This window comes from Kitasatospora sp. NPDC051702, assembly GCF_040681575.1.
In the GTDB taxonomy this organism is placed as follows: domain Bacteria; phylum Actinomycetota; class Actinomycetes; order Streptomycetales; family Streptomycetaceae; genus Kitasatospora.
The window spans coordinates 29,086-53,463 of the sequence record NZ_JBFAZB010000005.1 but is presented as its reverse complement, the minus strand read 5'-3'; the positions used below and the strand labels follow the sequence as shown (position 1 = coordinate 53,463).

The following is a 24,378-nucleotide window of genomic DNA, read 5'->3' as shown; positions in this document are numbered from 1 at the left end:
TGCGGGTTCGCGCCGTCCGGATGGCGGGAAGTTCCGGCAACCCCGGTGACATGGATCACGTCATGCTCTAGATTGCGCAGCCGTACTGACTGCTGATCACCGATGGTGCTGCTCGGCGGGCTCACGGGGGTGTGCGGCGTCCCCGGGGCTGCGGCGCCGACGGGGAGAACCCTCCGGAGCGGAGCCGAAGATGCCGTCTGACCTCGATGCCACCGAACCTGTCATGCCCGAGCCACCCGGCGCCCCGGTGCCGGCCGTGACGCCCGAACGGGTGCTGGCCGCGCTCGCCCTGCTCGTGCCGATCGTCGCGATGCTCTGGGTGTCCTCCTACGACAAGACCGACCCGGGCGTCGGCGGGATGCCGTTCTTCTACTGGTACCAGCTGCTCTGGGTGCCGGTCTCGGCGGTGTTCACCGTCGCGGCGTACCTGCTGATCAACCGGGACGAGAAGGCCCGCAAGGCCGTGCGGAAGGCGGGTGGCGCGCGATGAAGGACGTCAACGTGACGGCCCTCGTGGTCTTCGTACTGTTCTTCGCCCTGGTCACCGTGATGGGCTTCCTCGCCTCGCGCTGGCGCCGGGCCGACGACGCGGCGCACCTGGACGAGTGGGGCCTGGGCGGCCGCAGCTTCGGGACCTGGGTCACCTGGTTCCTGCTCGGCGGGGACCTCTACACCGCCTACACCTTCGTCGCCGTCCCCGCCGCGGTCTACGCGACCGGCGCGGCGGGCTTCTTCGCGGTGCCGTACACGATCATCGCCTACCCGCTGGTCTTCCTCTTCCTGCCCCGGCTCTGGTCGGTCTCCCGGGTGCACGGGTACGTCACCCCGGCCGACTTCGTGCGCGGCCGGTACGGCTCCCGGCCGCTGTCCCTGGTCGTCGCGCTGACCGGCATCCTGGCCACCATGCCGTACATCGCGCTGCAGCTCGTCGGCATCCAGGCGGTGCTCGACGTGCTGGGCGTCGGCGGCGGCGAGAACGCCAACTGGTTCGTCAAGGACCTGCCGCTGTTCATCGCCTTCGGCGTGCTGGCCGCCTACACCTACTCGTCCGGGCTGCGCGCCCCGGCGCTGATCGCCTTCGTCAAGGACGCCCTGATCTACATCGTGATCATCGTCGCGGTGATCTACATCCCGATCCGGCTCGGCGGCTACGGGCACATCTTCGACGCCGCGGCGCAGAAGTTCAGCGCCCCCAAGGCGGCCGGCTCGCTGACCGTCCCGGACAACAAGCAGTGGACGTACGCGACGCTGGCGCTGGGCTCGGCGATGGCGCTGTTCATGTACCCGCACTCGGTGACGGGCGTACTGGCGTCCAAGTCCCGCAACACCGTGCGGCGCAACATGGCGATCATGCCCGCGTACTCGCTGATGCTGGGCCTGCTGGCGCTGCTCGGCTTCATGGCGATCGCGGCGGGCGTCGGCAAGGGCGACAAGAAGTTCAACTCCCAGCTCTCGGTGCCGCAGCTGTTCGCGGACATGTTCCCGGACTGGTTCACCGGCGTGGCCTTCGCCGCGATCGGGATCGGCGCCCTGGTGCCGGCCGCCATCATGTCCATCGCCTCGGCCAACCTGTTCACCCGCAACGTCTACAAGGAGTGGCTGAAGCCCACCGCCACCCCGGCGGACGAGACCCGGATCGCCAAGCTGGTCTCGCTGCTGGTGAAGGTCGGCGCCCTGGTGTTCGTCCTCGGCATGGACAAGCAGGCGGCGATCAACCTGCAGCTGCTCGGCGGCCTGTGGATCCTGCAGACCTTCGTGGCCATCGTCGGGGGCCTCTTCACCCGCTGGTTCCACCACTGGGCGCTGTTCGCCGGCTGGGCGGCCGGCATGGCCTACGGCACCTGGAAGGCGTACGGGATCGCCAGCCCGGCCACCAAGCACTTCGGCGGCAACGCGGCCGAGATCCCCGGCATCGGCGAGATCGGCTACATCGGGCTGACCGCCTTCGCGCTGAACCTGGCCGTCGCGGTGGCGCTCACCCTGGTGCTGCGGGCCGTCAAGGCGCCCGTGGGCCCGGACGAGACCAGTCCCTCGGACTACGGCGCCGAGGCCGGCGACGACGAGCTGAAGAACGCGCCGGAGCCCGTAGCGGCGCACTGATTCGCGCCGCACGCGCCCTGTGACCGCGCCGCCCTCTCCGTGAACACTGGAGAAGGCGGCGCGATCATATGTATGAACAGCCGCCTTCGCAGGGCACCACCAGACCGGACCGGCAACCGGCCGGCAACTGATCGACCCACGGGGAGCACGCCGCCATGGCAGAACTCGGCACCACCCTCAACGGCCAGCACCAGTCAGCCCAGAGCCCGCACCACCTCTCCGCCCACCGCCCCGCGGCGGCCACCCGGCTGCCGTCCGTGCTGATCGCCACCCGGCACGGCGAGTCCACCGCCAACGTCGAGTTCCAGCTCGCCGAGGCCGCCGGAGCGCTCAGCGTCCCGATCAGCTGCCGGGACGCCGACATCCCCCTGTCGCTGCACGGCCAGCAGCAGGCACAGGCGCTCGGCCGCTGGTGGGCCGCCCTGCCCAGCGCCGACCGCCCGCGCAGCGTCTGGTGCTCGCCCTACGTGCGCACCACCGAGACCGCCCGGATCGCGCTCGCCCAGGCCGCCGGCCTCGGCGCCGTCCCGGTCTCGCTCCCCGTGCGCTACGACGAGCGGCTGCGCGACCGCGAGCTCGGCGTCCTGGAGATGCTGCCGCGGGCCGCGATCGAGGCCAAGCACCCCGAGGAGGCCGCCCGCCGGCGCAAGATGGGCGAGCTGTACTACCGCCCGCCCGGCGGCGAGTCCTGGGCCGACGTCGCGCTGCGGGTGCGCAGCCTGCTGCGGGACGTCTGCGAGGAGGACGCCGGACGGCCCGTCCTGCTGGTCGCGCACGACTGCACGGTGCTGATGCTGCGCTACGCGGTGGACCGGCTCACCGAGGACCAGCTCACCGCCCTCGGGCCGGTGCACAACTGCTCCACCAGCCTCTGGCGCGCCCAGGACGGGCGGCTGCGCCCGGACCGCTGGAACACCGTCGACCACCTGGCGGCCGACTGACCGGCCGCCCGGGTCGCGGGCTGTGGCCGGGGCCGGGGCCGGGAGGTCAGTCCTCCCACTCCCCCGGCCCGGCGAAGCAGCGCCGGTAGGCGAGCGGCGTGGTGCCCAGCCGGCGCGCGAAGTGGTGCCGCAGGGTGGCCGCGTTGCCGAAGCCGCAGCGCACGGCGATCGCGTCCACCGGCTCGGTGGTGGACTCCAGCAGCCGCTGGGCGAGCAGCACCCGCTGCCCGGTCAGCCAGCGGTGCGGGGTGGTGCCGGTCTCCTGCTGGAAGCGGCGGGCGAAGGTGCGCGGGGACATGTGGGCCCGGGCGGCCAGCTGTTCGACGGTGCAGTCCCGCTCCAGGTGGTGGCGCATCCAGTCGAGCAGCGGGGCCAGCGAGTCCCCGTCGCCCCCGGGCAGCGGCCGGCAGACGAACTGGGCCTGGCCGCCCTCCCGGTGCGGTGCCACCACCATCCGGCGGGCGATCCCCCGGGCCACCTCGGCGCCCTGCGCCTTGCGCACCAGGTGCAGGCAGGCGTCGATGCCGGCCGCCGTCCCGGCGGAGGTGATCACCGGGTCGTCGTCCACGTACAGCACGTCCGGTTCGACCGTGGTCCGCGGGAAGCGCCGGGCCAGGTCCTCGCTGTACCGCCAGTGGGTGGTGGAGCGGCGGCCGTCCAGCAGCCCGGCGGCTCCCAGCACGAAGGCGCCGCTGCAGATCGACAGCACCCGGCCGCCGGACTCCACCACCGAGCGGAGCCCCTCCAGCAGCGGCTCCGGGTACTCCCGGCGGATCGCCGACGCGGTGACCACCACCAGGTCCGCGCCGGCCAGCCGTTCCGGGCCGTGCGGGACGTCCACCGCGAAGCCGGCGTGGGTCGCGTGCGGCCCGGGGCGGACCCCGGCGATCGCGAAGTCGTACCCGGGCAGGCCCTCGGCGGTGCGGTCGAGGCCGAAGACCTCGCAGGCGACGCCGAGTTCGAAGGGGTGGATCTCCTCCAGCACCACCGCGACCACGTTCTTCAGCATGCCGACCAGGATGCCCCGACGGGCACCGCCCGGGGAAGGCCGGGTCCGGCCCCGGACGGCCGGTGCGCGCAGGGCCGGGCGCACCGGGGAGGGGCGCACCGCCGGAGGGACGCGGAAGCGGCGGTGGCAGGATTTCGAGGCAATCGGGCGTTCCTGCCACTCGTGATCGCCGGACGGCCCGACCAGAGTGGACCCCATGGACACCGACACTCTCGCGAGCGCACTGGGCCTGGCCGGGGCCGTCGGCGGGTTCGGCCTGCTCGGCCTGCTGATCGGCCGGGACGTCGCCCGCGGCGCCGCCACCGGCCGCGACAACTGGCACCGCCCGGGCGGCTACCCGGCCGACCACCACCGGGCGGACCGGCTGTACGGCACGATGCCGGCCGCCTCGCTGCGCCCCTCCGCGGACCCCGCCACCCTCCCGGTCCGTTCCACCCCCGAGATCACCACCCCGCACGGCTCCGGCACACTGGCCGGATGGACATCCTCATCCGCCAGGCCCTCCCGGAGGACCTCGACGACGCCGGTCGCATCACCGTCGAGGCCTTCGTCGGCGACGGCTACACCTCGCCCGAGAGCGGCTACGTCGACCTGCTGCGCGACGCCCCCCGGCGCGCCCGGGAGGCCGAGCTCCTCGTCGCGGTCGACGTGGCCGGGGGGCGAGTCCTCGGCTGCGTGACCTTCGCCGTCGGCGGCACCGAGTGGGCGGACATCGCCACCCCGCGCGAGGGCGAGATCCGGATGCTCGCCACCGCGGCGGCCGCCCGCGGCCGGGGCGTCGGCGAGGCCCTGGTCCGCGCCGCCCTCGCCCGCAGCCGTGAACTCGGCCTGGCGGGCATGGCGTTCTCCACCCGTCCGGAGATGACCGCCGCCCACCGCGTCTACGAGCGCACCGGCTTCCTCCGGACCCCCGAACGCGACTGGGCCCCGTACCCGGGGATGGACCTGATGGTCTACACGATCGCGTTCTGAGCGGCGCGGCCGCGGCGGGGCTCCGGCGGCCCGGTCACCCCTTCCTGTCGGGCGTCGGCGTCGGCTTCGGGTCCGAACTCGGCTTCGGGTCAGCGGTCTTCGGGTCCGCGGTCTTCGGATCGGCGGTCTTCGGGTCCGCCGCCTTCTTGTCCGCCCCGGTCTGCTTGTCGTACCCCGGCGCCACGTAGATCGTGTACCGGCCGTGCTCCCCGCTCTTCACCACGGTGACCACCCGGTACCCGGCGGCCTTCAGGGTGGGCTGGATCGCCTTGTCGGTGGCACCGGTCTGGGTGAAGTCCAGGACCACCACCTGCCATTCGTGCGCCGTGATCCCGGCCTGGATGGCGGCCACGCCGGACTGCTGCTGGCCGGTGTCCGGGTCCCGGCGGAACACCGCCACCAGGTCGTGCCACTGCTGCCAGTCCGCCTGCTCGCGCAGGTAGTACGCGGGGACGTTGTAGTTCTCCACCAGGTACCGGGCGTCGCCCTTGGCGATGTACGGCGCCAGCGCGGCGACGAAGGACTCCGAGTTCGACCACTCGCCGTACATCTCCCGGCCCTGGGCCGACCCCTCCCAGGCCAGCGGGCCGACCACCAGGGCGGCCGCCACGACCCCCGCCACCAGGTGGAGGCGCCGCCGCAGCCAGAGCACCGCCCGGGCCAGCACCGCGCCCACCACGATGCAGGCGAACCAGGCGCCGAAGTCGACGTGCTTCTGCAGCGACAGCCAGGTGTGGATGCGGATCTGGTTCACCGGGGCGAGCAGCCCCGCCACCAGCAGCAGCGCCGCCAGCCAGAACGCCGGCCAGCCGTCGCCGCCGCGCCGGCGCGCCACCACCAGCTGCAGCACCACTCCGACCAGGGCGACCACCAGCAGCGGGCCGACCCACCGGGCGGCCTCCCCGGCCACGTAGGAGTAGGCGTCGTGGCCCGGGGCTCGCTGCAGCGTGGTGTGGTTGAAGCCGTCGACGTAGCGCTCACCGGCCAGCAGGGCCGCCGCGGCGACCGCCACCACGAAGGCGGACAGGACCAGCACGCCCCGCCGCCAGCGCGTCCAGGCGCGCAGCGACCCGCCCGGGCCGGCCAGCACCGCCGCCCCGACCACCACCGGGACCCACAGCAGCGCCGCGTACTTGGTGCAGCCGGCCAGCGCCAGCAGCAGGCCGGAGCCCACCAGGCTCGGGTACCCGCCGCCGGTGGCCGAGCGCACCGCGAGGTAGCCGGCCCAGGCGAGCACCGCCAGGGCCATCGCGTCGTAGGTGGCCAGCCCGCCCAGGAACTGGGTGGGTCCGAGCGCGGCGAAGGCCGCCGCGGCGCCGCTGGCCGCGAGCGAGCCGTGCAGCCGCCGGGTGGTCAGGTGGACGGCCACGGTGGCGGAGAGCATGAAGGCCAGGCTGAGCAGCCGGGTGCCGGTCAGCCCGCCGGCCATGTCGGCCAGCGCGACGACGACCGGGTAGATCAGCGGGGAGCCGGAGAAGAAGGTCTCGTACGTCGCCACCGGGGTGCCGTGCGTCAGGTTCGCGATCTCCTGGTAGCCCGCGTAGATGTAGGTGCCCTCGTCGATGAAGGCGGTGTTGCTGAGGATCAGGTGGTACGACAGCGCGCCCTGGACCAGCAGGACGGCCAGCAACGGCAGCCAGTCCGCCCGCAGCGCGGGGCGCGGGGGGTGCGGCACCCGGGGTGCGGCGGGCCTGCGGCGCCGGCGGTCGGCCGGGGACGGCTGCGCCGGTGCGGCGGCCCCGCGCCCGGCCGGGCCGGCACCCGGGGCCGGCCGGGCCCCCGCGGGCACCAGGACGGGCCGCCGGGTGGACTCGGGCCGGATCCAGCGGCCGTCCGCGCTCATCAGTACTGCTCCTCGGTCTGGGACTGTCGTGCCCGGTCCGCGCGCGGGGCGCGGCGGGTTCCGGGGCGCGCGGCAGCCGCCGCCGGCGCCGCCGCGGGGGCGGTTCCGGGCGGCTGCCGGGCGGTGCCGGGCCCGCTCGGCCCGGCGGTCGGCGGCCGGGGGCTCAGCCGGTGAGCCAGGCCGCCGCCGGCGGGGTGGCCGGCGGCGAGCTCGGGCCGGCGACGACCTTGACGATGTCGGCCTCGGGCAGCGTCTGACCCCAGGTCTGGACGTCGGCGACGGCGCCGTGCCACGGGTCGCTCCACTGCGAGTTGGAGCTCAGGCGCCCGATCTGCAGGGTGTTGGCGCCGCTGGGCGGCACGCCGGGGGACTTCGCGGAGGCCTGCGGGGCGCCGTTGACGTACAGGGTGATCTGGCCGGAGGGGTCGTCGTACACCCCGGTCAGCACGACCCACTGGTTGACGGTGGCGTCGCCCTTGGACCAGGCCACCGCCGAACCGCCGCCGGGCACCTGGACCTTGAAGTACCAGAGGTCGTGCCCGTTGTTGTTGGCCCGGCCCAGCGAGTACGAGTAGTACTGGCCGTCACCCTGGCTGACCGCGCTGCGGTTGCCGTTCGGGACGTCGACGAGGACCCGGGCGGAGACGGTGAAGCTGTTGCTGACGTCGACGACCTGGGAGGCGCTCTGGGCGAAGGAGTTCTGGCCGCTGGGCAGCTTGAGGACCTGCCCGGAGTAGCCGGGTGCCGAGCCCGTCTTGGCGTCGGAGCCCAGGCCCAGCGCGACGGCGCCCTTGGTCGCCGGGAGGCTGCCGACGGTCGGCGGGCTGTCGATGCCCTTGACCGGGCCGCTCGCCGACGCGGTCGGCGCGGCCGATCCGGAGGCCGACGCGGAGGCCGACGTGCTCACCGCGGCGGTGCTCGGCCCGGAGGCCGTCGGGCCGTTGCCGTCCTTGGAGCCCTTGGTGAGCAGCACGTAGCCGGCGCCGGCCGCGGCCACCACCACGACGGCCGTCACCGCACCGATCAGCTTGACCCGGCGGCGGCGCTTGGCGTCCTTCTCGTTCCGCGCCGCCAGCGCCTCCCAGTCCGGCGTGCTGCCGACGGTCGGCTGCGCCGGCGGGAAGCCGGTCTGCTGCGGCCACGCCGGACCGGCCGGGCCGGCCTGCACGGGTATCGGCTGAACCGGCTGCGGGCCGGCCTGCCCGGGTATCGGCTGAACCGGCTGCGGAGCGGCCTGCACGGGTATCGGCTGCACCGGCTGCGGGCCGGGCTGCGCGGCCGCCGGCCCCGGCTGGACGGCGGCGGGCGCCACCGGGCCGGGCTGGACCGGCCCCGGCTGCACCGGCTGCGGCTGCACGGGCTGCGGGCCGGCCTGGCCCGGCTGCGGGACCAGCGGCACCGGCTGGGAGACCGGACGCGGCGTCACCTGCGGCGGCTGCGGTTGCGGCTGGTACTGGGGCGCACCATCCGGCGGCCCGAACCCGTCGGCGGGCCCGAACGCACCACTCGGGGACTGCGGCGGCAGACCGGGGGCCTGGGCCCCTCCGGCCGGTGCCTGCTGCGGTGGCGTTCCGGCGGGCTGCCCCGGCTCGCCACTCGGTACCGGTCGATCGCTCATGGTGGGGAATGCTAGGGCATCGGCCCCTTCCCGCCCATGGGGGGTGCGCGGGCCCGGCCCGGCACCCGGCCCCGCGCCGATCGCTAGGCCTGCCCGTTGTACGGCAGCCGCCAGCGCTGTGACACCGCGTCGGCGCAGGGCCTGAGGGCGGCGGCCGTGCCGTCCGTGAGAACGCCCCCGGCGGTCGACAGGCACAGCCCCGAGTCCTGGTGCTGCAGGCGCTGGCCGGCCCCGGCCACCCAGCGCTGCCCGGACCCTCCGGTGCACTCGGCCAGCGTCACGCCGCCGCGGTCGCCCGGCACGAGGCAGGCCGCCCCGCCGCGCACCGAACCGTCGTTGCCGACCGTCCAGTTGGTCGACACCGCCTGGTCCCCGCAGGCCCCGACGGTCACCGGGCTGCCCGCCGGCCCGCCGCCGCCGTGCCGCAGGCAGGTCCCCGGAGCCCCCGCCGGGATCTCGCCGGCCGGCAGGCCGACCCGGTTGTGGAAGGCGAAGGACTCGCTGCGCAGGCCGGTGCCGCCGGTCCAGATCTCGAAGCCGGCCTGCACCCGGCACAGGTAGGAGCCCTTCGGCACGTACCCCCGCGCCATCGCGTCGGCCGTGAACAGCCGCAGGTTGAGGCCGCGGGTGGTGTGCGTGGGGGCGGTGCGTACGTAGCTGATGACGCTGTGCGGGCCGGTGATCGGCGCCTCGAACACGTTGTAGGCGGTGTCGCCGATGCTCTGGGCGTCCGTCACCTGTCTGCCGGCCGGGCGGACGTTGTCGGTGGCGTCCAGCCAGACCATCACCTCCGCGCTCTCCCCCGGCAGGCAGTTGTCCGGGCTGGAGCCGTACCAGAGGTCGAAGGACAGGTTGAAGGAGCCGCTCACCCGGCCGTTGGCGTCCCAGTCGGCCGTGGCGTCGCCGAGCGCGCTGACCGGGACGGGCAGTCCGCTCGCGCCGGGCGCGGTGGAGATGTTCGGGTAGGCGCCCGGGGCCAGCGGGTTGCGCGGGACGAAGTCGCGCACCTGGGTGACCGTGAAACCGGTGTCCCCGGAGGCGTCCAGACAGACCGTCCCGGCGGTGTTCCACGGGTTGGGTTCGAGGATCTTCGTCCCGCCGTCGACCGGCAGCTTGGGGAAGGGGAGCTGCGCGGTCGAGCACAGACCCGGCTGCGCGGGCGCGGACGACTGCGGTCCGGCCGACGGCTGCGCCGCCACCCGGGCCCCGCCGCCGCAGCCGGCCAGGAGTGCGGCGGCCGCGCACACCGCGACGACCGCCCGCAGCCCCCGCGCCGGCCGGCCGGCCATACCGTCCACGATGCTCATCACTCTTCCCCGTACCGTCCTCGATCGCTGGGCGGAAACCGTACACATGTGCTCCGCCCGCACTCGGTCCAGATCACGACCGGAGCCCGGAATCGGTTCCGGACGGCCGCCGGACGAGGGGGGATCGGCCCCGGCGCGGCCGGTCCCGTACGATCCCTCCGTCCCCCGCTCGGCCCGTCGGACAACGGCCGGCGGGCGGGTCAGGTTCACATCGATTACGGCCTCCGGGGGAGAAGAGCCACGTGACTGTCACCGAGGGCACCCGACTCGCGGGCAGCCGCCAGGCACCCGGATCGCGGCGCCGCGCGCGCCGGGACCCGGCCGCCCGCACCCAGTGGGGCCTGCTGCCGCAGCCGCCGGACAACACCGAGAAGTACTCCTACGCCCGCAGCCGGCTGTGGATCCTGACCTGCTTCTCCCTGGTCAGTTTCGCCTGCATGGTGGCCAGCGAGATCGGCCTGCTCGGCGCGACGCCGTGGTTCTTCCTGTTCGTGCCGCCGCTGGCCTTCACGATCGTCTACTACCTGATATCCCGCTGGGTGCACGGCTTCAACGAGACCTTCGACCTCGCGGCGCACCGCGCGCTGGTGCGGGACTGGTCCCCGGAGCGGTACCCGACCGTGGACGTCTTCCTGCCGGTGGCCGGCGAGCCGATCGAGGTCCTGCACAACACCTGGACCCACGTCGCCCGGCTGCGCGACCAGTACCCGGGCGAGGTCACGCCCTACGTGCTCGACGACAGCAACAGCCCGCAACTCGCCCAGATGGCCGTCGACTTCGAGTTCGTGTACGGCACCCGCAACAAGCTGGGCTGGTTCAAGAAGGCCGGGAACCTGCAGTTCGGCTTCCGCAACTCCGACAGCGAGTACATCCTCATCCTGGACGCCGACTTCGCGCCCAGGCCGGACCTGCTGACCGAGATGCTCCCGTACATGGCGGCCAACCCGCGCCTCGGCATCATCCAGTCCCCGCAGTTCTTCCGCATCCTGGACAGCCAGAACTGGATCGAGCGCGGCGCCGGCGCCGTCCAGGAGCTGTTCTACCGCACCGTGCAGGTGTCCCGGCAGCGCAACGACGGCGCCATCTGCGTGGGCAGTTGCGCCGTCTACCGGCGGGCCGCCCTGGAGGAGAACGGCGGCACCACGCTGATCGGGCACTCCGAGGACGTGCACACCGGCTTCGACCTGCGCCGGCTCGGCTGGGACCTGCAGTACGTGCCCGTCGCCCTGGCGACCGGCGTCTGCCCGGACAACGTCGGCGGCTTCTTCAACCAGCAGTACCGCTGGTGCACCGGGTCGATGAGCCTGCTGGGCAGCCGCAAGTTCTGGACGACCAGACTGCGGCCGGTCACCCGGGCCTGCTACCTGTCCGGGTTCTTCTACTACATCCACACGGCACTGTTCACCCTGGTCTCCCCGCTCATCCCGATCGTGCTGCTGCTGGCGAGACCCGACCTGATCCGCTGGCAGAACACCCTGCTGGTGCTGCCCGGCCTGCTCTACGCGACGGTCGTCTTCCCGCTCTGGCACCGCAACCCGTACCGGCTGGAGGCCTGGGCCGCCCGGATGATGTACGGCTGGGCGCACGTCTTCGCGATCTGGGACATCCTGCGGCGCAACCGGATGGCCTGGCAGCCGACCGGCTCCACCGGCGCCAAGCGGAACAAGACCCGCCGCTTCTGGATCGGCATGATCGTCTGGAGCGGTGGGACGGCCGTCCTCTGGGTGGGCCTCGGCATCTGGCGGATGCTCACGATGGGCCCGCTGAACTTCACGCTCGTCCTCGCGTCCGGTCTGTTCTACGCCACCATCGTCGGCCGGGTCCTCGTCCAGCCGCGACCGACGGAAGCCGTGTGATCACCATGTCCGCCCACCCCCGACGGCCCGGCCACCCCCGACGGCCGGACCGGTACCGCCGGCGGCCGGCACTCGCCCTGCTCGCCGGCGCGCTGCTGCTCGCCACCGCCGCCTGCGGCCCCGAGGACCCCGGCTTCGCGATGCAGGAGGCCGTCGAGCCCGACCAGCCCGCGGCCGCCGCCCCCGCCACCCCGGGCGCCACGGGCGCCCCGGGCACGGCCACCGGCACCCCGAGCGCCGCCGCCAAGCCGAAGGCCGTCCCGGCCGGCGTGCCGTACGACGTCACACCGCTGCTCAAGCCGGACCACAAGTACCTCGGCGCCGCACTGCCCGGCGTCCCCGAGACGATGGACGCGCTGCCCGTCTACACCTCCACGATCGGCAAGCAGCCCAACGTCCTGGAGTTCTACGCCCACTGGGAGGGCGGCTTCGACACCCAGGGCGCCAAGCGCATCTACGCGGCCGGGGCCCTGCCGTACATGGCCTGGGAGCCGTACAACCACTCGCTGGCCTCGATCGCCGCCGGCGACACCGACGACTACGTCCGGGGCGTCGCCAAGTCCGTGGCCAAGCTCGACCAGCCGATCGCGATCAGCATCGCGCACGAGATGAACGGCAACTGGTACCCGTGGGGCCGGCAGGCCGCCAGCGCCCAGGAGTTCGTGGCCGCCTGGCGGCACGTGCACGACCTCTTCGACCGGGCCGGGGCGACCAACGTCATCTGGGTCTGGAACCCGAACATCACCGACCCGGCGCCCAACACCCGGCTCGCGCCCTACTACCCGGGCGACGCCTACGTCGACTGGGCCGGCATGACCGGGTACTTCACCCGCACCGGGCCGAAGAACTTCGACCTCCTGTACGGGCCGACCATGGCCGAGATCCGCGGCTTCAGCCAGAAGCCGTTCTTCATCTGCGAGACCGCCTCGGAACAGGGCAAACGCCAGCTCGCGGACATCGACCAGCTGTTCTCCGGGGTCGCGGCGCACGACGACATCCTCGGCTTCGTCTGGTTCAACATCGTCAAACGGGCCGACTGGCGCGTCGAGGCCGTCCCGGAGACCCTCGCGGCCTTCAGGCGGCGCGTGTCCGACCCCCGCTTCGGCTTCGACATCCGGAACCCATGATGAGCGCAGAGTCAGAGTTCACCCCCGCCCCGGACGACGCAGCCGCCGGGCCCGCACAGGCGCCGGTGCCCGCACACCTGCCCGTGCCGGTGCCGGACGAGGCCGTACCCACCCCGGCCGCCGCACGGGCCGCGCGCGCCGCCCGGGCCGCCCACGCCCTGCGGGCCGCCCGGGCCGCCCTCGACACGGACACCCGTGACGGCGGCGGGCACCCGCTGACCACGGCGGACGCCGCCCCCGCGGCGCCCGCGGCCGGGACCGACCTGTTCCGCCGCGCCGACCGCTCGCCCGGGCCGGGCGCGGCGGGGGGCGACGGTGCCGGGCCCGGCGTTCCCGCGTCCGGGGTTCCTGCGTCCGGGGTTCCCGCGTCCGGGGTTTCCGGGACCGGCGGCCCGGGGACCGATCCGTCCGGGCCGGCCGTTCCCGGGCCCGACCTTCCCGGGCCCGACGTTCCGGCACCCGATGCGTCCGACGCGCCGCCGCAGGTGGCCCCGACCGGCGCCCCCGGCCCGGTGGACGACCAGGCCGTCGAGCTGGCGCCGTACACCATCCCGCAGGTCCCCGCGATCGGCTGGGACCCGGCCCCCAGCCCCCGGCGCCGCTGGATCGCCCGCGGCGTGCTCGCCGCCGTCCTCGTCATCCAGGCCCTGCTCTCGCTGCGCCTGCTCGCCGCCGCGCACCCCGACGAGGCCGCCGCCATGGTGGCCGGCCGCCAGCAGCTCGACCACCTGCTGCACGGCACCCCCGTGACCACCCACCTGGCCGAGCGAATACCCGGCACGCCCCAGCTGTACCTGCCGTTGGCCGGCGCCGCCGCCGACGCCAACGGCATCTTCGGCGCCCGGGTGCTCAGCCTCTGCTTCGCCCTGCTCACCACGGTGCTGCTGTACTCGCTGACCCGCCGGCTCTTCAACGAGCGGGTGGCGATCTGCTCGATCGCCGGCTACGCGGTGGTGCAGTCGACCGTCGTCGTCGGCTTCTACGCCGCGCCCGAGGCGCTCGCCGTCCTGCTGGTCGCCCTGGCGGCCTGGGTCACGGTGTTCACCGCGCGCCGCCCGGTGGCCCTCGTCCTGCTCGCCGCGCCGGTCGCCGCCCTGGCCTGCGCCGTCGCGTACTCCGCGGTGTTCACGCTGCCCGCGCTGGTCGCGCTGGCGGCGGCCACCGCCTGGCCGCGGCGACGGCTCGGCCCGGCCGCCCTGCGGTCCCTGCTGCTCGCCGCCGGCACGGTGGGCGCCCTGCTGCCGTTCGGACTGCTCGGCGAGGTCGCCGGGTGGTCCCCGGCCCACGGGCAGGGTTCCCGTCCGGGCGGCGAGATCCTGCTGAACACCGTCCAGTGGGGCGGCCTGTTCACCGTCCTCGCGGTGGCCGGCACGATCGCGTACGCCCGCCGCGAGCAGCTGCTCGAGTCGCCGGAGAACGACGGCGTCACCACCACCCGCGCCCAGCGCGCCCTGCTGGGCACCGCCCTGACCTGCACCGCCCTGCTGGTCCCGGCGGTCCACCTGGCGCTTGGCACCTCGGGGGCGCTGTTCCGGCACCTGGGCTTCGGGATGCTGCTCGCCGCCCCGCTCGCCGGGGTCGGCCTCACCCGGCTGGTCGGCGCGCACTTCCGCCACCCGCAGCTGGGCATCCTGGTCTGGGTCGCCCTGCTCGCGCTCGGTCTGGAGCAGTCAGCGCTGCGTTACCAGAACGGGCCCGACTCCGGCCGGCTGCTCGCCGTCCTGCGGGTGCACGCCACGCCGCAGGGCCACTACCTGACCGAGGTCGACGGGCTGCCCGAGTACTACCTCGGCGCCGTCAGCCGGCCCGAGCAGTGGACGTCGGCCCGCTCCGGGACGGACTACCGGGACGCGGCGGGTGTCGAGCATCACGGCGACGAGGGCAGCGCGGCCGCGATCAAGGACGGCTACTTCACCGTCGTGGTCCTGGACAGCACCGCCCCGGCCGCCACGGACCGCGTCCTGGCGACGGCGCTGGCGAGCGGCGGGCACTACCGGTTGATCGCCCAGTTCACCTCTCCGACGGGCGATTCGAGCACCTACAAGGTCTATCTGAAGCACTGAACGGCCGCCGGGCCCACCGTGGCCCACGACACGTCGGCCACAACATATGGTGCCGCCGCAGTCAGCCGCCACTAGATGTATGCTCACTCCTGCTGTCAAAGCAGGGGAACCCGGTGCGAGTCCGGGACTGCCCCGCAGCGGTGTGCGGGCGGCTCGACAAGCCGCGCCCGCGAGTCCGAGTACCTGCCGACGGTGTGCGCCACGGCCCTCCCGCAGAGGCCGCGCCAGCACGAGCAGTACCTTCCGGGCCTCGCGGGCGGGCCGGGGACGCCACCGTCGCGCGACGCACTCCTGCGTACGCGCCGTGCTCCCCTGCCCCGTTCGGCCCGGACCCGATCACCGCCGCCGATCGCCGCCAGGAGAGAGCGCCTTGACCACCGCTGCCTCAGCCACCCTGCCCACCCAGGGCTCCGGTTCCGCCCCCGCCGCCCCGACGGTCTCCGACCCCGGCGGCGCGCTGCTGCGGCTGCTCACCGACCGTAGTGTCGATCTCCCCCAGGTGGACCCCGGCCATGTCGCCGCCGCCGCGCTGCGCGGCCGCCACGCCGGCTCGGACTTCGCCGAGCTGCGCGGGCTGGCCGTGGACGCCGCCGCGTCGATGATCGCCGAGGACCCCCAGTACTCGAAGCTGGCCGCCCGCCTGCTCGCGCTGGAGATCGTCGACGAGGCCGACAGCCAGGGGGCGACCTCGTTCGCCGCCTCGATCGCCGTCGGCCACGCCGAGGGCCTGATCGGCGACACCACCGCCGCCTTCGTGGCCAAGCACGCCGCCGCGCTCGACGCGCTGATCGACCGACAGGGCGACGACCGCTTCGAGTACTTCGGCCTGCGCACCGTGCAGTCCCGCTACCTGCTGCGCCACCCGATCACCCGCAAGGTCGTCGAGACCCCGCAGCACTTCCTGCTCCGCGTCGCCTGTGGCCTGGCGGTCGGCGACACCGAGCAGTCCGTGCGCGAGGTGGCCGAGCTGTACCGCCTGATGAGCCGGCTGGAGTACCTGACCTCCTCGCCGACCCTGTTCAACTCCGGCACCCGCCACCCGCAGATGTCGAGCTGCTACCTGCTCGACTCGCCGCTGGACAACCTGGACTCGATCTACAGCCGCTACGCGCAGATCGCCCGCCTCTCCAAGCACGCCGGCGGCATCGGCCTGTCGTACTCGCGCATCCGCTCCCGCGGCAGCCTGATCCGCGGCACCAACGGCAAGTCCAACGGCATCGTCCCGTTCCTGCGCACCCTCGACTCCTCCGTCGCCGCGGTCAACCAGGGCGGCCGTCGCAAGGGCGCCGCCTGCGTCTACCTGGAGACCTGGCACGCCGACATCGAGGAGTTCCTCGAGCTGCGCGACAACACCGGCGAGGAGGCGCGCCGCACCCACAACCTCAACCTGGCGCACTGGATCCCGGACGAGTTCATGCGCCGCGTGAACGCCAACCAGGACTGGTCGCTGTTCTCCCCCGCCGACGTCCCCGAGCTGGTCGACCTGTGGGGCTCCGACTTCGACGAGGCCTACCGCAAGGCCGAGCAGGCCGGCAAGGCCGTGCGCACCATCCCCGCGCAGACCCTGTACGCCCGGATGATGCGCACCCTGGCGCAGACCGGCAACGGCTGGATGACCTTCAAGGACGCCTCCAACCGCGCCGCCAACCAGACCGCGCTGCCCGGCCGCACGGTGCACTCCTCCAACCTGTGCACGGAGATCCTGGAGGTCACGGACGACTCCGAGACCGCCGTCTGCAACCTCGGCTCGGTCAACCTCGGCGCGCACGTCGCCGAGGGCGCGTCGGCGGAGGACCTGCTCGGCGCGATGGACTGGGAGCGGCTGGACGCCACCGTGCGCACCGCCGTCACCTTCCTCGACCGCGTGGTGGACATCAACTTCTACCCGACCGTCGAGGCCGGCACCTCCAACTCCCGCTGGCGGCCGGTCGGCCTCGGCGTGATGGGCCTGCAGGACGTCTTCTTCAAGCTGCGGATCGACTTCGACTCGGCCGAGGCGGCGCGGCTGTCCACGCTGATCGCCGAGCGCATCATGCTCACCGCCTACGAGCGCTCCGCCGACCTGGCCGAGCAGCTCGGCCGCCACGAGGCGTACGGCGAGACCCGCGCCGCCCGCGGCGAGCTGCACATCGACCACTTCGACGTGCAGCCGCACTGGGCCGACCGCTGGAGCGCGCTGCGCGCCCGGATCGCCGAGACCGGCCTGCGCAACTCGCTGCTGCTGGCCATCGCCCCGACCGCGACCATCGCCTCGATCGCCGGCGTGTACGAGTGCATCGAGCCGCAGGTGTCCAACCTGTTCAAGCGCGAGACGCTCAGCGGCGAGTTCCTGCAGGTCAACCCGTACCTGGTGCGCGAGCTCAAGGAGCTCGGCGTCTGGGACCAGACGACCCGCGACGCCCTGCGCGACGCCAACGGCTCCGTCCAGGAGCTCGGCTGGCTGCCCGCCGAGGTGCGGTCGCTGTACCGCACCGCGTGGGAGCTGCCGCAGCGCGCGCTGATCGACCTGGCCGCGGCCCGCATGCCGTACCTCGACCAGAGCCAGTCGCTGAACCTGTTCATGGCCGCGCCGACCATCGGCAAGCTCAGCTCGATGTACGCGTACGCGTGGAAGGTCGGTCTGAAGACCACCTACTACCTGCGCTCGCGCCCGGCCACCCGGATCGCCCAGGCCGCCTCCGGCACCGCCCGTGCCGCCGCGCCCGTCCCGGTGAACACGCCGACCCTCACGCCGGAGGAGGAGGCCGCGCTGGCCTGCTCCCTGGAGAACCCCGAGTCCTGCGAGGCCTGCCAGTGATGTCCGACGACCGCGAGAAGATGCTGCTCGACCCCGGGTTCGAGCTGACCCTGCGCCCGATGCGCTACCCGTCGTTCTACGACCGGTACCGGGACGCGATCAAGAACACCTGGACGGTCGAGGAGGTGGACCTGCACTCCGACGTCGCCGACCTCGCCAAGCTGAGCGAGGGCGAGCGGCACATGATCGGCCGACTGGTCGCCTTCTTCGCGACCGGTGACTCGATCGTCGCGAACAACGTCGTGCTGAGCCTGTACAAGCACATCAACTCCCCCGAGGCGCGGCTCTACCTGAGCCGTCAGCTGTTCGAGGAGGCCGTGCACGTCCAGTTCTACCTGACGCTGCTGGACACCTACCTTCCGGACCCGGAGGACCGCAACGCGGCCTTCGCCGCGGTGGAGAACATCCCCTCCATCCACCAGAAGGCCCAGTTCTGCTTCAAGTACATGAACGCGGTCGACCACATCGACTCGCTGCAGAGCAAGGAGGACAGGCGGGCGTTCCTGCTCAACCTGATCTGCTTCGCGGCGTGTGTCGAGGGGCTGTTCTTCTACGGCGCGTTCGCCTACGTGTACTGGTTCCGGAGCCGGGGTCTGCTGCACGGTCTCGCGACGGGTACCAACTGGGTGTTCCGCGACGAGTCCATGCACATGGACTTCGCGTTCTCGGTGGTGGACACCGTGCGCGAGGAGGAGCCGGACCTCTTCGACGAGCAGATGGCGAAGCAGGTCACGGAGATGCTGGAGGAGGCCGTCGAGGCCGAGCTCCAGTTCGCCCAGGACCTGTGCGGTGACGGCCTGCCCGGCATGAACACCGCCTCGATGCGCGAGTACCTGCAGGCGGTGGCGGACCAGCGCCTCGCCCGTCTCGGGCTCCCGATCCGCTACGGGTCCAGCAACCCGTTCGGCTTCATGGAGCTGCAGAACGTCCAGGAGCTGACCAACTTCTTCGAGCGCCGGGTGTCGGCGTACCAGGTCGCCGTCGAGGGCTCGGTCTCCTTCGACGACGACTTCTAGGAAGTAGCCCGGTAGACGGACGGAGAGGTGCCCCGCACGGCCACAGCCCGTGCGGGGCACCTCCGTGTTGGATCAGTCGGCCGAAAACTCCCCGGACTTGACCCCCACGAGGAACGAGGCCCAGGCCTCAGCCGGAAACAGCAGCACGGGACCGCCAGGGTCCTTGGAGTCCCGGACCGCTGTCGTCATCGACCTGGCCTGTGCCTCGATGCAGTTCCCGCCCTGCCCGCTGTAGGTGCTCTTGTGCCACTCGCCGGTCATAACTCACCCATCTCTTGCCCGGAGTTCAGAACCCCTGTCGTACCCGAGCGATCATGTCGAGACTGTCAGCCGGACTCAAGGCGATTGAGCGGAGCGAGTCGAAGATCAATGTGTACTCATCGATCTCGGCTGGCGTCTCCATGTAGTGCGTCCCTGTCCGGTGCTCGACGCAGACTACGTCCGAGTAGTCGGGAGACGGGAAACTGAACATCACGAATGAGCCCATCAAACCAGCATGGGCACCGGCGCGGTCCGGCAAGACCTGGAGCTCCACATAGGGATGCCCAGCCATCTCGACCAGCTTGTCGAGTTGCCCAGCCATCACCTTCGCGCCACCCACCTGAACGCGCAACGCCGATTCGCCCTCGATCACGCACAAGCGCGGCGGGTTCGGCCTGGTGAGCACCTCCTGTCGCTCCATCCGAGCAGTCACCAAGGCATCCACTTGTTCGGCGGCCAGCCCGGACGGTTTGGCCTGCATCACCGCGCGAGCGTAGTCGGGAGTCTGCAGCAGGCCAGAGATCAGCATGTTCTCGAACGACCTGATGTAGTCAGCCGTCTCCTCGTAATCGATGAAGTCCGAGTAGGACGGCCGAGCCAAGCTCGCCCGCTGCACCCACCCGGGCTCTCGGCCCCGACGAGCAAGAGCGACCAACTCCTCGACACGGCCGTGGTCTTCCACACCGTAGAAGGTCAGCAGATCTCGCAGCTCGCCGAGCGAGATGCCCAGCCGCGCGTTCTCTATCCGGCTGATCTTCGAACGGTGACAACCGATACGCTCCGCCGCCGCTTCGGGCGACTTGCCGGCTTCCTCTCGCAGCCTGACCAAAGCAGCCGCCAATCGCCTGCGGCGCACTGTGGGTCGCGCTTGGCTCATCTGATGCTCCATCACACCGGTTAGGCCCAGATCATACGCCCCGGAAAAAGATCTTGGAAAATTTCCATCGGGCAAGTTGCGCATTGACTCATTTCCACCGCATGCTACTTGCTGTAGTCCGCCATGCCACCCAGAGTGACCGCCGCGGACTCATCCCGGGCATCCCCATGCCCCCTTCAGCCGCTCTCACCTGCACACTCCAGAGGTGGCCCCGCCATGCCTGAAGCCGCTCCCCTCTCCCCCGCCGAGCAGACCTGCTGGCTGCCCCGGCACCGCACGTCTCCCCGAGCCGCCCGGCAGGAGCTCCGCGAGTTCCTGCTCCCCCACCCCTGCGGCGAACGCCTGCTCCCCACCGGGGAGTTGCTGGTCAGCGAGCTGGTCACCAACGCCGTCCAGCACGCCCGCACGCCGCGCGACCGCCTGATCCAGGTCCGCTTCACGCTTGCCGACGGCCTCCTCCGCATTGAGGTGCATGACGCCGACAGCGAGAAGCCGGAACTCCGCGAGGCGGCCGACTCCGAGGAGGCCGGCCGCGGCCTGCTCCTCGTCCACGAGTTGGCGCAGAGCTGGGGCTGCTGCCCGCGCCGGGGCGGGATCGGCAAGGTCGTCTGGTGCCAGATCTCCCCCGAGCAGGCCGCCGCATGAGTGCTGTCCGGGCCGGAATCGTCGGCATCATGCTGCCCACCGTCTTCCCGAGCCTCGACCACGCACTGCCCGTGCTGTGGGAGCGGGTGCGCAAGCTGCCCGTCCGCGAGGCCCACCGGGACTTCGTCCGGCTCTGCATCGGCCCGGGCGGCGGCGAGGGCGTCGCCTACTGCCTCGCCCGCGGCGGCCGGTGGAGCACCACCCTCTACGTCGGCGAGCTGACCCGCTGGACCGCCCACCCCATCACCATCACCACCCACCACCCCTGAACTCGGCCGCCCCGGGCTGGTGCTCACACCAGCCCGGGGTGGTCGAACGGCCTTACGTCCCTCGCAAATCCGCGTCCTTGACCCCGCAGCTTCGAGCGGGACAGGCTGCGCATCGACGAGTCGCCCCCTCTGGAGGTTCACTTCCGTGCTCAAGGGTCAAGACTTCGGCCTCCTCTTCGAGACCTTCGAACGAACGGCCTTCCGGCTCGAAACACTGGCCGTCTACGACGTGGACGAAGAACGCGAGGAGTTCGCCGACTTCCTCGCGGGCAAAGGGCTGCCGCCCGACTGTGCCGACAACCCGTGGGTCCGCTCGATGACGGATCTGGGCAAGCAGGTGGCCCGGGTGCACGTCCTCCGGTCTCCCCTGTCGGACTACCTCCGGTACGAGCTGGCGGCCTACCCCGGAAACATCAAAGCCGGCGAGTCGATCGGCATCATCGACACGGCTCTGCGGCAGGTGACTGGTCTGCCCGACCACGACTTCTGGCTGTTCGACGACACCCGGGTCTACCGGATGCACTACACCGACACCGGCACGTTCATCGGCGCCGAACTCCTCCCCGCCGACTGCCTTCCCGAGTACCAGCGGTATCGAGACATCGCCCTCACCCACGCCGTCCCCTTCGGGGACTACACGGCGACCCACTGAGCCACCAAGAAGGGTTGATCATGACCATCTCTCGTGACGCCTTCGGCGCACTCTTCGAAAGCTTCCAACAGGAGGCATTTCGACTGGAGACCCTGGACGACTACGGCAACTCCGGCAACGTCGATGCCTATCGGGCATTCCTCGCTGGGGAGCCTCAGCCCTCCGGCTACAACAGCGAATGGCTGGCGAAGGTCAGGAGGAACACTGACGCCGGCCGCCGGATGTACCGAGTCCACGCACTGACCCGGCCACTCACACCGTACCTCCAGTTCGAACTGGGCTGGGGGTACCGAGCGAACGCCGCCGCTGGCGAGGAGTTCTTCATCCTGGACGTCACAGGGAGGTCGAACCCCATCGACGGTTGCCCCGACTTCTGGATGTTCGACGAGTCGACAGCATTTTCCATGGCCTACGACGGCGAGGGCAGGTTCATCGGGGCAGACGAGGAACCTGACGTGAAGCAGTGGATCCACTGGCGAGACACAGCTCTGCGCCAAGCCGAGCCGTTCGCCGACTGGTGGGAGCGTCACGGCAGCCAGTGAGGGAGGAGCTTGGCGTCACCACCCACCTGCTTTGAAGTCCCTCCCCGCCCAGCGTTCACGCTGGGCGGGGAGGTCAGACCTGCCCGCGTGGGACCGCACACAGTCGCACGGCAACGTGCACGTCCCACAGATGCCAAACCAAGATCCTTAGTCAATGACGTGCATAGTCACGCCGATGCGTGGACGGCCCGCCTCCATGCCTCTAGCGTGGCTACCGGTTAGTCAAACCGGCTCGAAAAAGGGAGGCTTGACATGTCTGGACGCGCAGCTCTCACCCGCCTCACGGGCAACGGAAGCGGCGAGTGCGGAGAGAAGGACTGCCCCAACGTCTACCAGACGGATACGGGGTCGTTCGTGATCCAGGGCGACCTTTCTCTCGCCTTCACCCCGCCCAACGGGGAGGGCCTCGTTGAGATTCCGGAGAGTGTCCTGAGGGAGGCATTTCGTGCTCTTGGCTGGTGACACCTGGAACCAGTGCTTCGATTCCATGCAGTCGGAAGCGTGGCGGCTCGAAACGCTTCCCACGTACACCATGCCGCAGGAAGCCGAGAAACTCTCCCGGTTCCTGTCCGGCGAAAACTCTCCCGACGACTACCAGTCAGGGTGGATGGATGAGGTGGCAGAGTGGACGGCTGCAGGTAAGCACGTCGGCCGCGTCCACATCGTCAAACGCCCACTCTCCGACTATCTTCGGTTTGAATTCGAGTACTACTACCGGCATCACCTCAGAGCCGGCGAAGACATTCGAATCCTTGACGTCACCGACAAGGAGAACCCCCTCCAATCCGCTCAGGACTTCTGGATGTTCGACAAATCCAAGGTCGTCCTCATGAACTACAGAGCGGATGGAACTCAGATCAGTCGCGAGCTCTTCGACGGCGACCTCGCGCCTTACCTCGAATACCAGCGGATCGCCATTTTTGCTTCGGTTCCATTCGCGGAGTACCTCGGATCGTGACGCTCCACCCAGAGCAGCTGGGCCAGTCCAAGCAGGAACTAGCTGCGACGCTGAAAGATCTGCGAAAGCGAGCCGGGCTCTCGGGAGCCCGGCTCGCTGCACGCTGCAACATGTCTCAGTCGAAAATTTCCAGGATTGAGAGCGGGAAAAGCCCGGCCACTCCCATGGACGTGGAACAGATCCTGCGAGCCTTGAAGGCCCCACCAGAGATACTGGCTTCGGTCGCGGAGCTCGCGCGCCTGGCGAGCACGGACTGGCAAGGCCTCCGTGCGCTGCGAAGGAAGGGGCTTCACCGCAAGCAGCAGGAGCTCGCCAACCTGGAGTCGTCGTCCACCGAGTTCAGGTTCTTCCTTCTGTCGATGATCACTGGGCTTCTCTCCACACCCGAATACATTAAGGCTAGCCTGTCCCATCTTCAAGGCGACCAAAGTCAGCTCATCGCGCGGAAGCTGAGCCGACAGGAGATCCTTTACGACACCGACAAGAAATTCACGTTCCTGCTCTCGGAGATGGCTGCCAGGTGGCCATTGATCCCAGCTCCGGCCATGGCCATGCAGATTGATCGACTCATCTCACTCTCACGGCTCCCCAACATCCAAATCGGCATAATCCCATTGACCGGCCTGATGCCCGTCGCACCGATGGACACCTTTACCGTCTACGACAGGTCCCTCGTAACCATCGAAACTACCAGTGGAGTCCTGGCACTCAGGGACCCGAAGGACGTCGCAATACACGTGGATACCTTCTCCACCATGGAGGGATGCGCCATGTTCGGCGCAGAAATGAGAAACCTCCTAGAACAGTGGTCCGACGACTTCCGAACTTCGACCTAGGAATTTATGCAACCGCGCGCATAGATGTGGAATTACCTGAGGGCCGCGCCTACCGTTTAGTTAAGCCGGGAAGCCAAGCCACGGGGAGTCCGCGATGCCCGCTGAGAATTCCGCGCAGCCGACCAGTGCCCGCCGCCGGACGCATGCCGAGTTCATGGCGCGGGTCGACGACAACCCGGTCCGGAAGGACCTCACCACCGGGGGCCTGGTCGAGATCGTCGGCGCCCAGGACGGCCGGGCCCTGGTCCGGCCGCTGTTCGCGCCGGACGCCCCACCGCGGCAGGTGCCCGTCGACCAGCTCACCACGCGCATCAGCCTCTGGGGCTGACCGCCCTCGAATCTTCCGCCCAACTCCTGGGCGGGGCGGGGCCGTTTCGTCGCGCCCCGGGACCACACCGGAAGGTGGTGTCGGCGATGACCGATCGCAACCTCTACGAACTCGACCTCTCGCAGCTCACGCTCAACCGCGCGTGCGGCGGCAACCAGGGCGGGGGTGACGACGGCGAGTCGTGCGTGACCCTCGGCCTGGTCGAGCACGGCGTCTACGCCCTCGGCGACAGCAAGCGGCCCGACCGTGCGCCCCTCCTCTTCACCGCCGAGGAGCTCACCAGCGCCGGGATCGACCCGGCTCGGTTCGGCCTGTCCGTCTGAGCCTCCTGAAAGCCCCTCCCGCCCGCGGTCCCGCGCGG

General features: G+C 71.3%; 24 protein-coding genes and 1 riboswitch. Of the genes, 18 read left to right on the top strand and 6 right to left on the bottom strand.

Annotated features, from left to right (window positions below):
• The first annotated feature begins 223 nt into the window (after nt 1–223).
• The 3 genes from AB0N04_RS06570 to AB0N04_RS06560 all read left to right on the top strand — a co-directional run bounded on the left by AB0N04_RS06570 (nt 224) and on the right by AB0N04_RS06560 (nt 3,041).
• On the top strand, nt 224–490 hold the full coding sequence (locus AB0N04_RS06570) for a DUF3311 domain-containing protein (RefSeq protein ID WP_360204407.1): 267 nt from the start codon (nt 224–226) through the stop codon (nt 488–490).
• Nucleotides 487–2,100, top strand: coding sequence for a monocarboxylate uptake permease MctP (gene mctP / locus AB0N04_RS06565; RefSeq protein ID WP_360204405.1), 1,614 nt, complete (start codon nt 487–489; stop codon nt 2,098–2,100). The genes AB0N04_RS06570 and mctP overlap by 4 nt, the downstream gene beginning before the upstream one ends.
• A gap of 155 nt (nt 2,101–2,255) precedes the next feature.
• Nucleotides 2,256–3,041 carry a histidine phosphatase family protein gene (locus tag AB0N04_RS06560; protein WP_360204403.1) on the top strand — a complete coding sequence of 262 codons (786 nt, stop codon included), beginning with the start codon at nt 2,256–2,258 and terminating at the stop codon, nt 3,039–3,041.
• A 46-nt stretch (nt 3,042–3,087) separates the two neighbouring features.
• Here the strand turns inward: AB0N04_RS06560 and AB0N04_RS06555 are convergent, their stop codons facing one another.
• On the bottom strand, nt 3,088–4,050 hold the full coding sequence (locus AB0N04_RS06555; RefSeq protein ID WP_360204400.1) for a helix-turn-helix domain-containing protein: 963 nt from the start codon (nt 4,048–4,050) through the stop codon (nt 3,088–3,090).
• Nucleotides 4,051–4,527: 477 nt separating this feature from the next.
• Here AB0N04_RS06555 and AB0N04_RS06550 point away from each other — a divergent pair, with 477 nt between their 5' ends.
• On the top strand, nt 4,528–5,022 hold the full coding sequence (locus AB0N04_RS06550; RefSeq protein WP_360204397.1) for a GNAT family N-acetyltransferase: 495 nt from the start codon (nt 4,528–4,530) through the stop codon (nt 5,020–5,022).
• Nucleotides 5,023–5,056: 34 nt separating this feature from the next.
• On the opposite strand, the gene AB0N04_RS06545 is transcribed toward AB0N04_RS06550, so the two are convergent.
• The 3 genes from AB0N04_RS06545 to AB0N04_RS06535 form a co-directional block, all read right to left on the bottom strand.
• Nucleotides 5,057–6,865: a hypothetical protein gene (locus tag AB0N04_RS06545; protein WP_360204394.1), complete on the bottom strand. Its 1,809-nt coding sequence runs from the start codon at nt 6,863–6,865 to the stop codon at nt 5,057–5,059.
• A gap of 163 nt (nt 6,866–7,028) precedes the next feature.
• Nucleotides 7,029–8,483, bottom strand: a complete 1,455-nt coding sequence (locus AB0N04_RS06540; RefSeq protein WP_360204391.1) for a LamG-like jellyroll fold domain-containing protein — start codon at nt 8,481–8,483, stop codon at nt 7,029–7,031.
• Nucleotides 8,484–8,566: 83 nt separating this feature from the next.
• Nucleotides 8,567–9,790: a ricin-type beta-trefoil lectin domain protein gene (locus tag AB0N04_RS06535; RefSeq protein WP_360204388.1), complete on the bottom strand. Its 1,224-nt coding sequence runs from the start codon at nt 9,788–9,790 to the stop codon at nt 8,567–8,569.
• A 437-nt stretch (nt 9,791–10,227) separates the two neighbouring features.
• On the opposite strand from AB0N04_RS06535, the gene AB0N04_RS06530 reads away from it, so the two are divergent.
• From AB0N04_RS06530 to AB0N04_RS06510, 5 genes are all read left to right on the top strand, one after another.
• Nucleotides 10,228–11,646, top strand: a complete 1,419-nt coding sequence (locus tag AB0N04_RS06530) for a glycosyltransferase family 2 protein (protein WP_360204848.1) — start codon at nt 10,228–10,230, stop codon at nt 11,644–11,646.
• A 5-nt stretch (nt 11,647–11,651) separates the two neighbouring features.
• Nucleotides 11,652–12,773, top strand: a complete 1,122-nt coding sequence (locus tag AB0N04_RS06525) for a glycosyl hydrolase (protein ID WP_360204845.1) — start codon at nt 11,652–11,654, stop codon at nt 12,771–12,773.
• Complete coding sequence (locus tag AB0N04_RS06520; protein ID WP_360204386.1) at nt 12,773–14,836, top strand: glycosyltransferase family 39 protein; 2,064 nt, start codon at nt 12,773–12,775, stop codon at nt 14,834–14,836. Before AB0N04_RS06525 ends, AB0N04_RS06520 begins: the two co-directional genes overlap by 1 nt.
• A 41-nt stretch (nt 14,837–14,877) precedes the next feature.
• Nucleotides 14,878–15,042: riboswitch (cobalamin riboswitch) on the top strand.
• 188 nt (nt 15,043–15,230) lie between these two features.
• On the top strand, nt 15,231–17,633 hold the full coding sequence (locus AB0N04_RS06515; RefSeq protein ID WP_360204842.1) for a ribonucleoside-diphosphate reductase subunit alpha: 2,403 nt from the start codon (nt 15,231–15,233) through the stop codon (nt 17,631–17,633).
• Nucleotides 17,633–18,649 (top strand): ribonucleotide-diphosphate reductase subunit beta, encoded by a 1,017-nt coding sequence (locus AB0N04_RS06510; RefSeq protein ID WP_360204383.1) that lies wholly within the window; start codon nt 17,633–17,635, stop codon nt 18,647–18,649. Before AB0N04_RS06515 ends, AB0N04_RS06510 begins: the two co-directional genes overlap by 1 nt.
• A 72-nt stretch (nt 18,650–18,721) precedes the next feature.
• Here the strand turns inward: AB0N04_RS06510 and AB0N04_RS06505 are convergent, their stop codons facing one another.
• Together AB0N04_RS06505 and AB0N04_RS06500 are read right to left on the bottom strand one after the other, a co-directional pair.
• Nucleotides 18,722–18,910 (bottom strand): DUF397 domain-containing protein, encoded by a 189-nt coding sequence (locus AB0N04_RS06505; RefSeq protein ID WP_360204381.1) that lies wholly within the window; start codon nt 18,908–18,910, stop codon nt 18,722–18,724.
• A gap of 25 nt (nt 18,911–18,935) precedes the next feature.
• A complete protein-coding gene (locus AB0N04_RS06500; protein ID WP_360204378.1) occupies nt 18,936–19,787 on the bottom strand; it encodes a helix-turn-helix transcriptional regulator in 852 nt (283 codons plus the stop codon).
• Nucleotides 19,788–20,003: 216 nt separating this feature from the next.
• On the opposite strand from AB0N04_RS06500, the gene AB0N04_RS06495 reads away from it, so the two are divergent.
• The 9 genes from AB0N04_RS06495 (at nt 20,004) to AB0N04_RS06455 (ending at nt 24,340) form a co-directional block, all read left to right on the top strand.
• Nucleotides 20,004–20,432 carry an ATP-binding protein gene (locus tag AB0N04_RS06495; RefSeq protein WP_363363467.1) on the top strand — a complete coding sequence of 143 codons (429 nt, stop codon included), beginning with the start codon at nt 20,004–20,006 and terminating at the stop codon, nt 20,430–20,432.
• Nucleotides 20,429–20,701: a hypothetical protein gene (locus tag AB0N04_RS06490; RefSeq protein ID WP_360204373.1), complete on the top strand. Its 273-nt coding sequence runs from the start codon at nt 20,429–20,431 to the stop codon at nt 20,699–20,701. Before AB0N04_RS06495 ends, AB0N04_RS06490 begins: the two co-directional genes overlap by 4 nt.
• 145 nt (nt 20,702–20,846) lie before the next feature.
• Entirely contained in the window at nt 20,847–21,353 is a 507-nt protein-coding gene (locus tag AB0N04_RS06485; RefSeq protein ID WP_360204370.1) for a DUF6879 family protein, read from the top strand.
• A gap of 20 nt (nt 21,354–21,373) precedes the next feature.
• Nucleotides 21,374–21,895 (top strand): DUF6879 family protein, encoded by a 522-nt coding sequence (locus AB0N04_RS06480; RefSeq protein ID WP_360204368.1) that lies wholly within the window; start codon nt 21,374–21,376, stop codon nt 21,893–21,895.
• A 252-nt stretch (nt 21,896–22,147) separates the two neighbouring features.
• The gene (locus tag AB0N04_RS06475; RefSeq protein ID WP_360204365.1) at nt 22,148–22,357 is read left to right on the top strand and encodes a hypothetical protein; all 210 of its coding nucleotides are present in this window, start codon (nt 22,148–22,150) and stop codon (nt 22,355–22,357) included.
• On the top strand, nt 22,341–22,853 hold the full coding sequence (locus AB0N04_RS06470; RefSeq protein ID WP_360204363.1) for a DUF6879 family protein: 513 nt from the start codon (nt 22,341–22,343) through the stop codon (nt 22,851–22,853). Before AB0N04_RS06475 ends, AB0N04_RS06470 begins: the two co-directional genes overlap by 17 nt.
• Nucleotides 22,850–23,689, top strand: a complete 840-nt coding sequence (locus tag AB0N04_RS06465) for a helix-turn-helix transcriptional regulator (RefSeq protein WP_360204360.1) — start codon at nt 22,850–22,852, stop codon at nt 23,687–23,689. The genes AB0N04_RS06470 and AB0N04_RS06465 overlap by 4 nt, the downstream gene beginning before the upstream one ends.
• A 94-nt stretch (nt 23,690–23,783) precedes the next feature.
• Entirely contained in the window at nt 23,784–24,017 is a 234-nt protein-coding gene (locus tag AB0N04_RS06460; RefSeq protein WP_360204358.1) for a hypothetical protein, read from the top strand.
• 86 nt (nt 24,018–24,103) lie between these two features.
• Nucleotides 24,104–24,340 carry a DUF397 domain-containing protein gene (locus tag AB0N04_RS06455; protein ID WP_360204355.1) on the top strand — a complete coding sequence of 79 codons (237 nt, stop codon included), beginning with the start codon at nt 24,104–24,106 and terminating at the stop codon, nt 24,338–24,340.
• The last annotated feature ends 38 nt before the right edge of the window (nt 24,341–24,378 follow it).

What these genes read in the sequence shown, in the direction of transcription:
- AB0N04_RS06570 (WP_360204407.1), top strand. Translation starts at nt 224, where the DNA reads ATGCCCGAGCCACCCGGCGCCCCGGTGCCGGCCGTGACGCCCGAACGG.
- mctP (WP_360204405.1), top strand. Translation starts at nt 487, where the DNA reads ATGAAGGACGTCAACGTGACGGCCCTCGTGGTCTTCGTACTGTTCTTC.
- AB0N04_RS06560 (WP_360204403.1), top strand. Translation starts at nt 2,256, where the DNA reads ATGGCAGAACTCGGCACCACCCTCAACGGCCAGCACCAGTCAGCCCAG.
- AB0N04_RS06555 (WP_360204400.1), bottom strand. Translation starts at nt 4,050, where the DNA reads ATGCTGAAGAACGTGGTCGCGGTGGTGCTGGAGGAGATCCACCCCTTC.
- AB0N04_RS06550 (WP_360204397.1), top strand. Translation starts at nt 4,528, where the DNA reads ATGGACATCCTCATCCGCCAGGCCCTCCCGGAGGACCTCGACGACGCC.
- AB0N04_RS06545 (WP_360204394.1), bottom strand. Translation starts at nt 6,865, where the DNA reads ATGAGCGCGGACGGCCGCTGGATCCGGCCCGAGTCCACCCGGCGGCCC.
- AB0N04_RS06540 (WP_360204391.1), bottom strand. Translation starts at nt 8,483, where the DNA reads ATGAGCGATCGACCGGTACCGAGTGGCGAGCCGGGGCAGCCCGCCGGA.
- AB0N04_RS06535 (WP_360204388.1), bottom strand. Translation starts at nt 9,790, where the DNA reads ATGAGCATCGTGGACGGTATGGCCGGCCGGCCGGCGCGGGGGCTGCGG.
- AB0N04_RS06530 (WP_360204848.1), top strand. Translation starts at nt 10,228, where the DNA reads ATGGTGGCCAGCGAGATCGGCCTGCTCGGCGCGACGCCGTGGTTCTTC.
- AB0N04_RS06525 (WP_360204845.1), top strand. Translation starts at nt 11,652, where the DNA reads ATGTCCGCCCACCCCCGACGGCCCGGCCACCCCCGACGGCCGGACCGG.
- AB0N04_RS06520 (WP_360204386.1), top strand. Translation starts at nt 12,773, where the DNA reads ATGAGCGCAGAGTCAGAGTTCACCCCCGCCCCGGACGACGCAGCCGCC.
- AB0N04_RS06510 (WP_360204383.1), top strand. Translation starts at nt 17,633, where the DNA reads ATGTCCGACGACCGCGAGAAGATGCTGCTCGACCCCGGGTTCGAGCTG.
- AB0N04_RS06505 (WP_360204381.1), bottom strand. Translation starts at nt 18,910, where the DNA reads ATGACCGGCGAGTGGCACAAGAGCACCTACAGCGGGCAGGGCGGGAAC.
- AB0N04_RS06500 (WP_360204378.1), bottom strand. Translation starts at nt 19,787, where the DNA reads ATGAGCCAAGCGCGACCCACAGTGCGCCGCAGGCGATTGGCGGCTGCT.
- AB0N04_RS06495 (WP_363363467.1), top strand. Translation starts at nt 20,004, where the DNA reads ATGCCTGAAGCCGCTCCCCTCTCCCCCGCCGAGCAGACCTGCTGGCTG.
- AB0N04_RS06490 (WP_360204373.1), top strand. Translation starts at nt 20,429, where the DNA reads ATGAGTGCTGTCCGGGCCGGAATCGTCGGCATCATGCTGCCCACCGTC.
- AB0N04_RS06480 (WP_360204368.1), top strand. Translation starts at nt 21,374, where the DNA reads ATGACCATCTCTCGTGACGCCTTCGGCGCACTCTTCGAAAGCTTCCAA.
- AB0N04_RS06475 (WP_360204365.1), top strand. Translation starts at nt 22,148, where the DNA reads ATGTCTGGACGCGCAGCTCTCACCCGCCTCACGGGCAACGGAAGCGGC.
- AB0N04_RS06460 (WP_360204358.1), top strand. Translation starts at nt 23,784, where the DNA reads ATGCCCGCTGAGAATTCCGCGCAGCCGACCAGTGCCCGCCGCCGGACG.
- AB0N04_RS06455 (WP_360204355.1), top strand. Translation starts at nt 24,104, where the DNA reads ATGACCGATCGCAACCTCTACGAACTCGACCTCTCGCAGCTCACGCTC.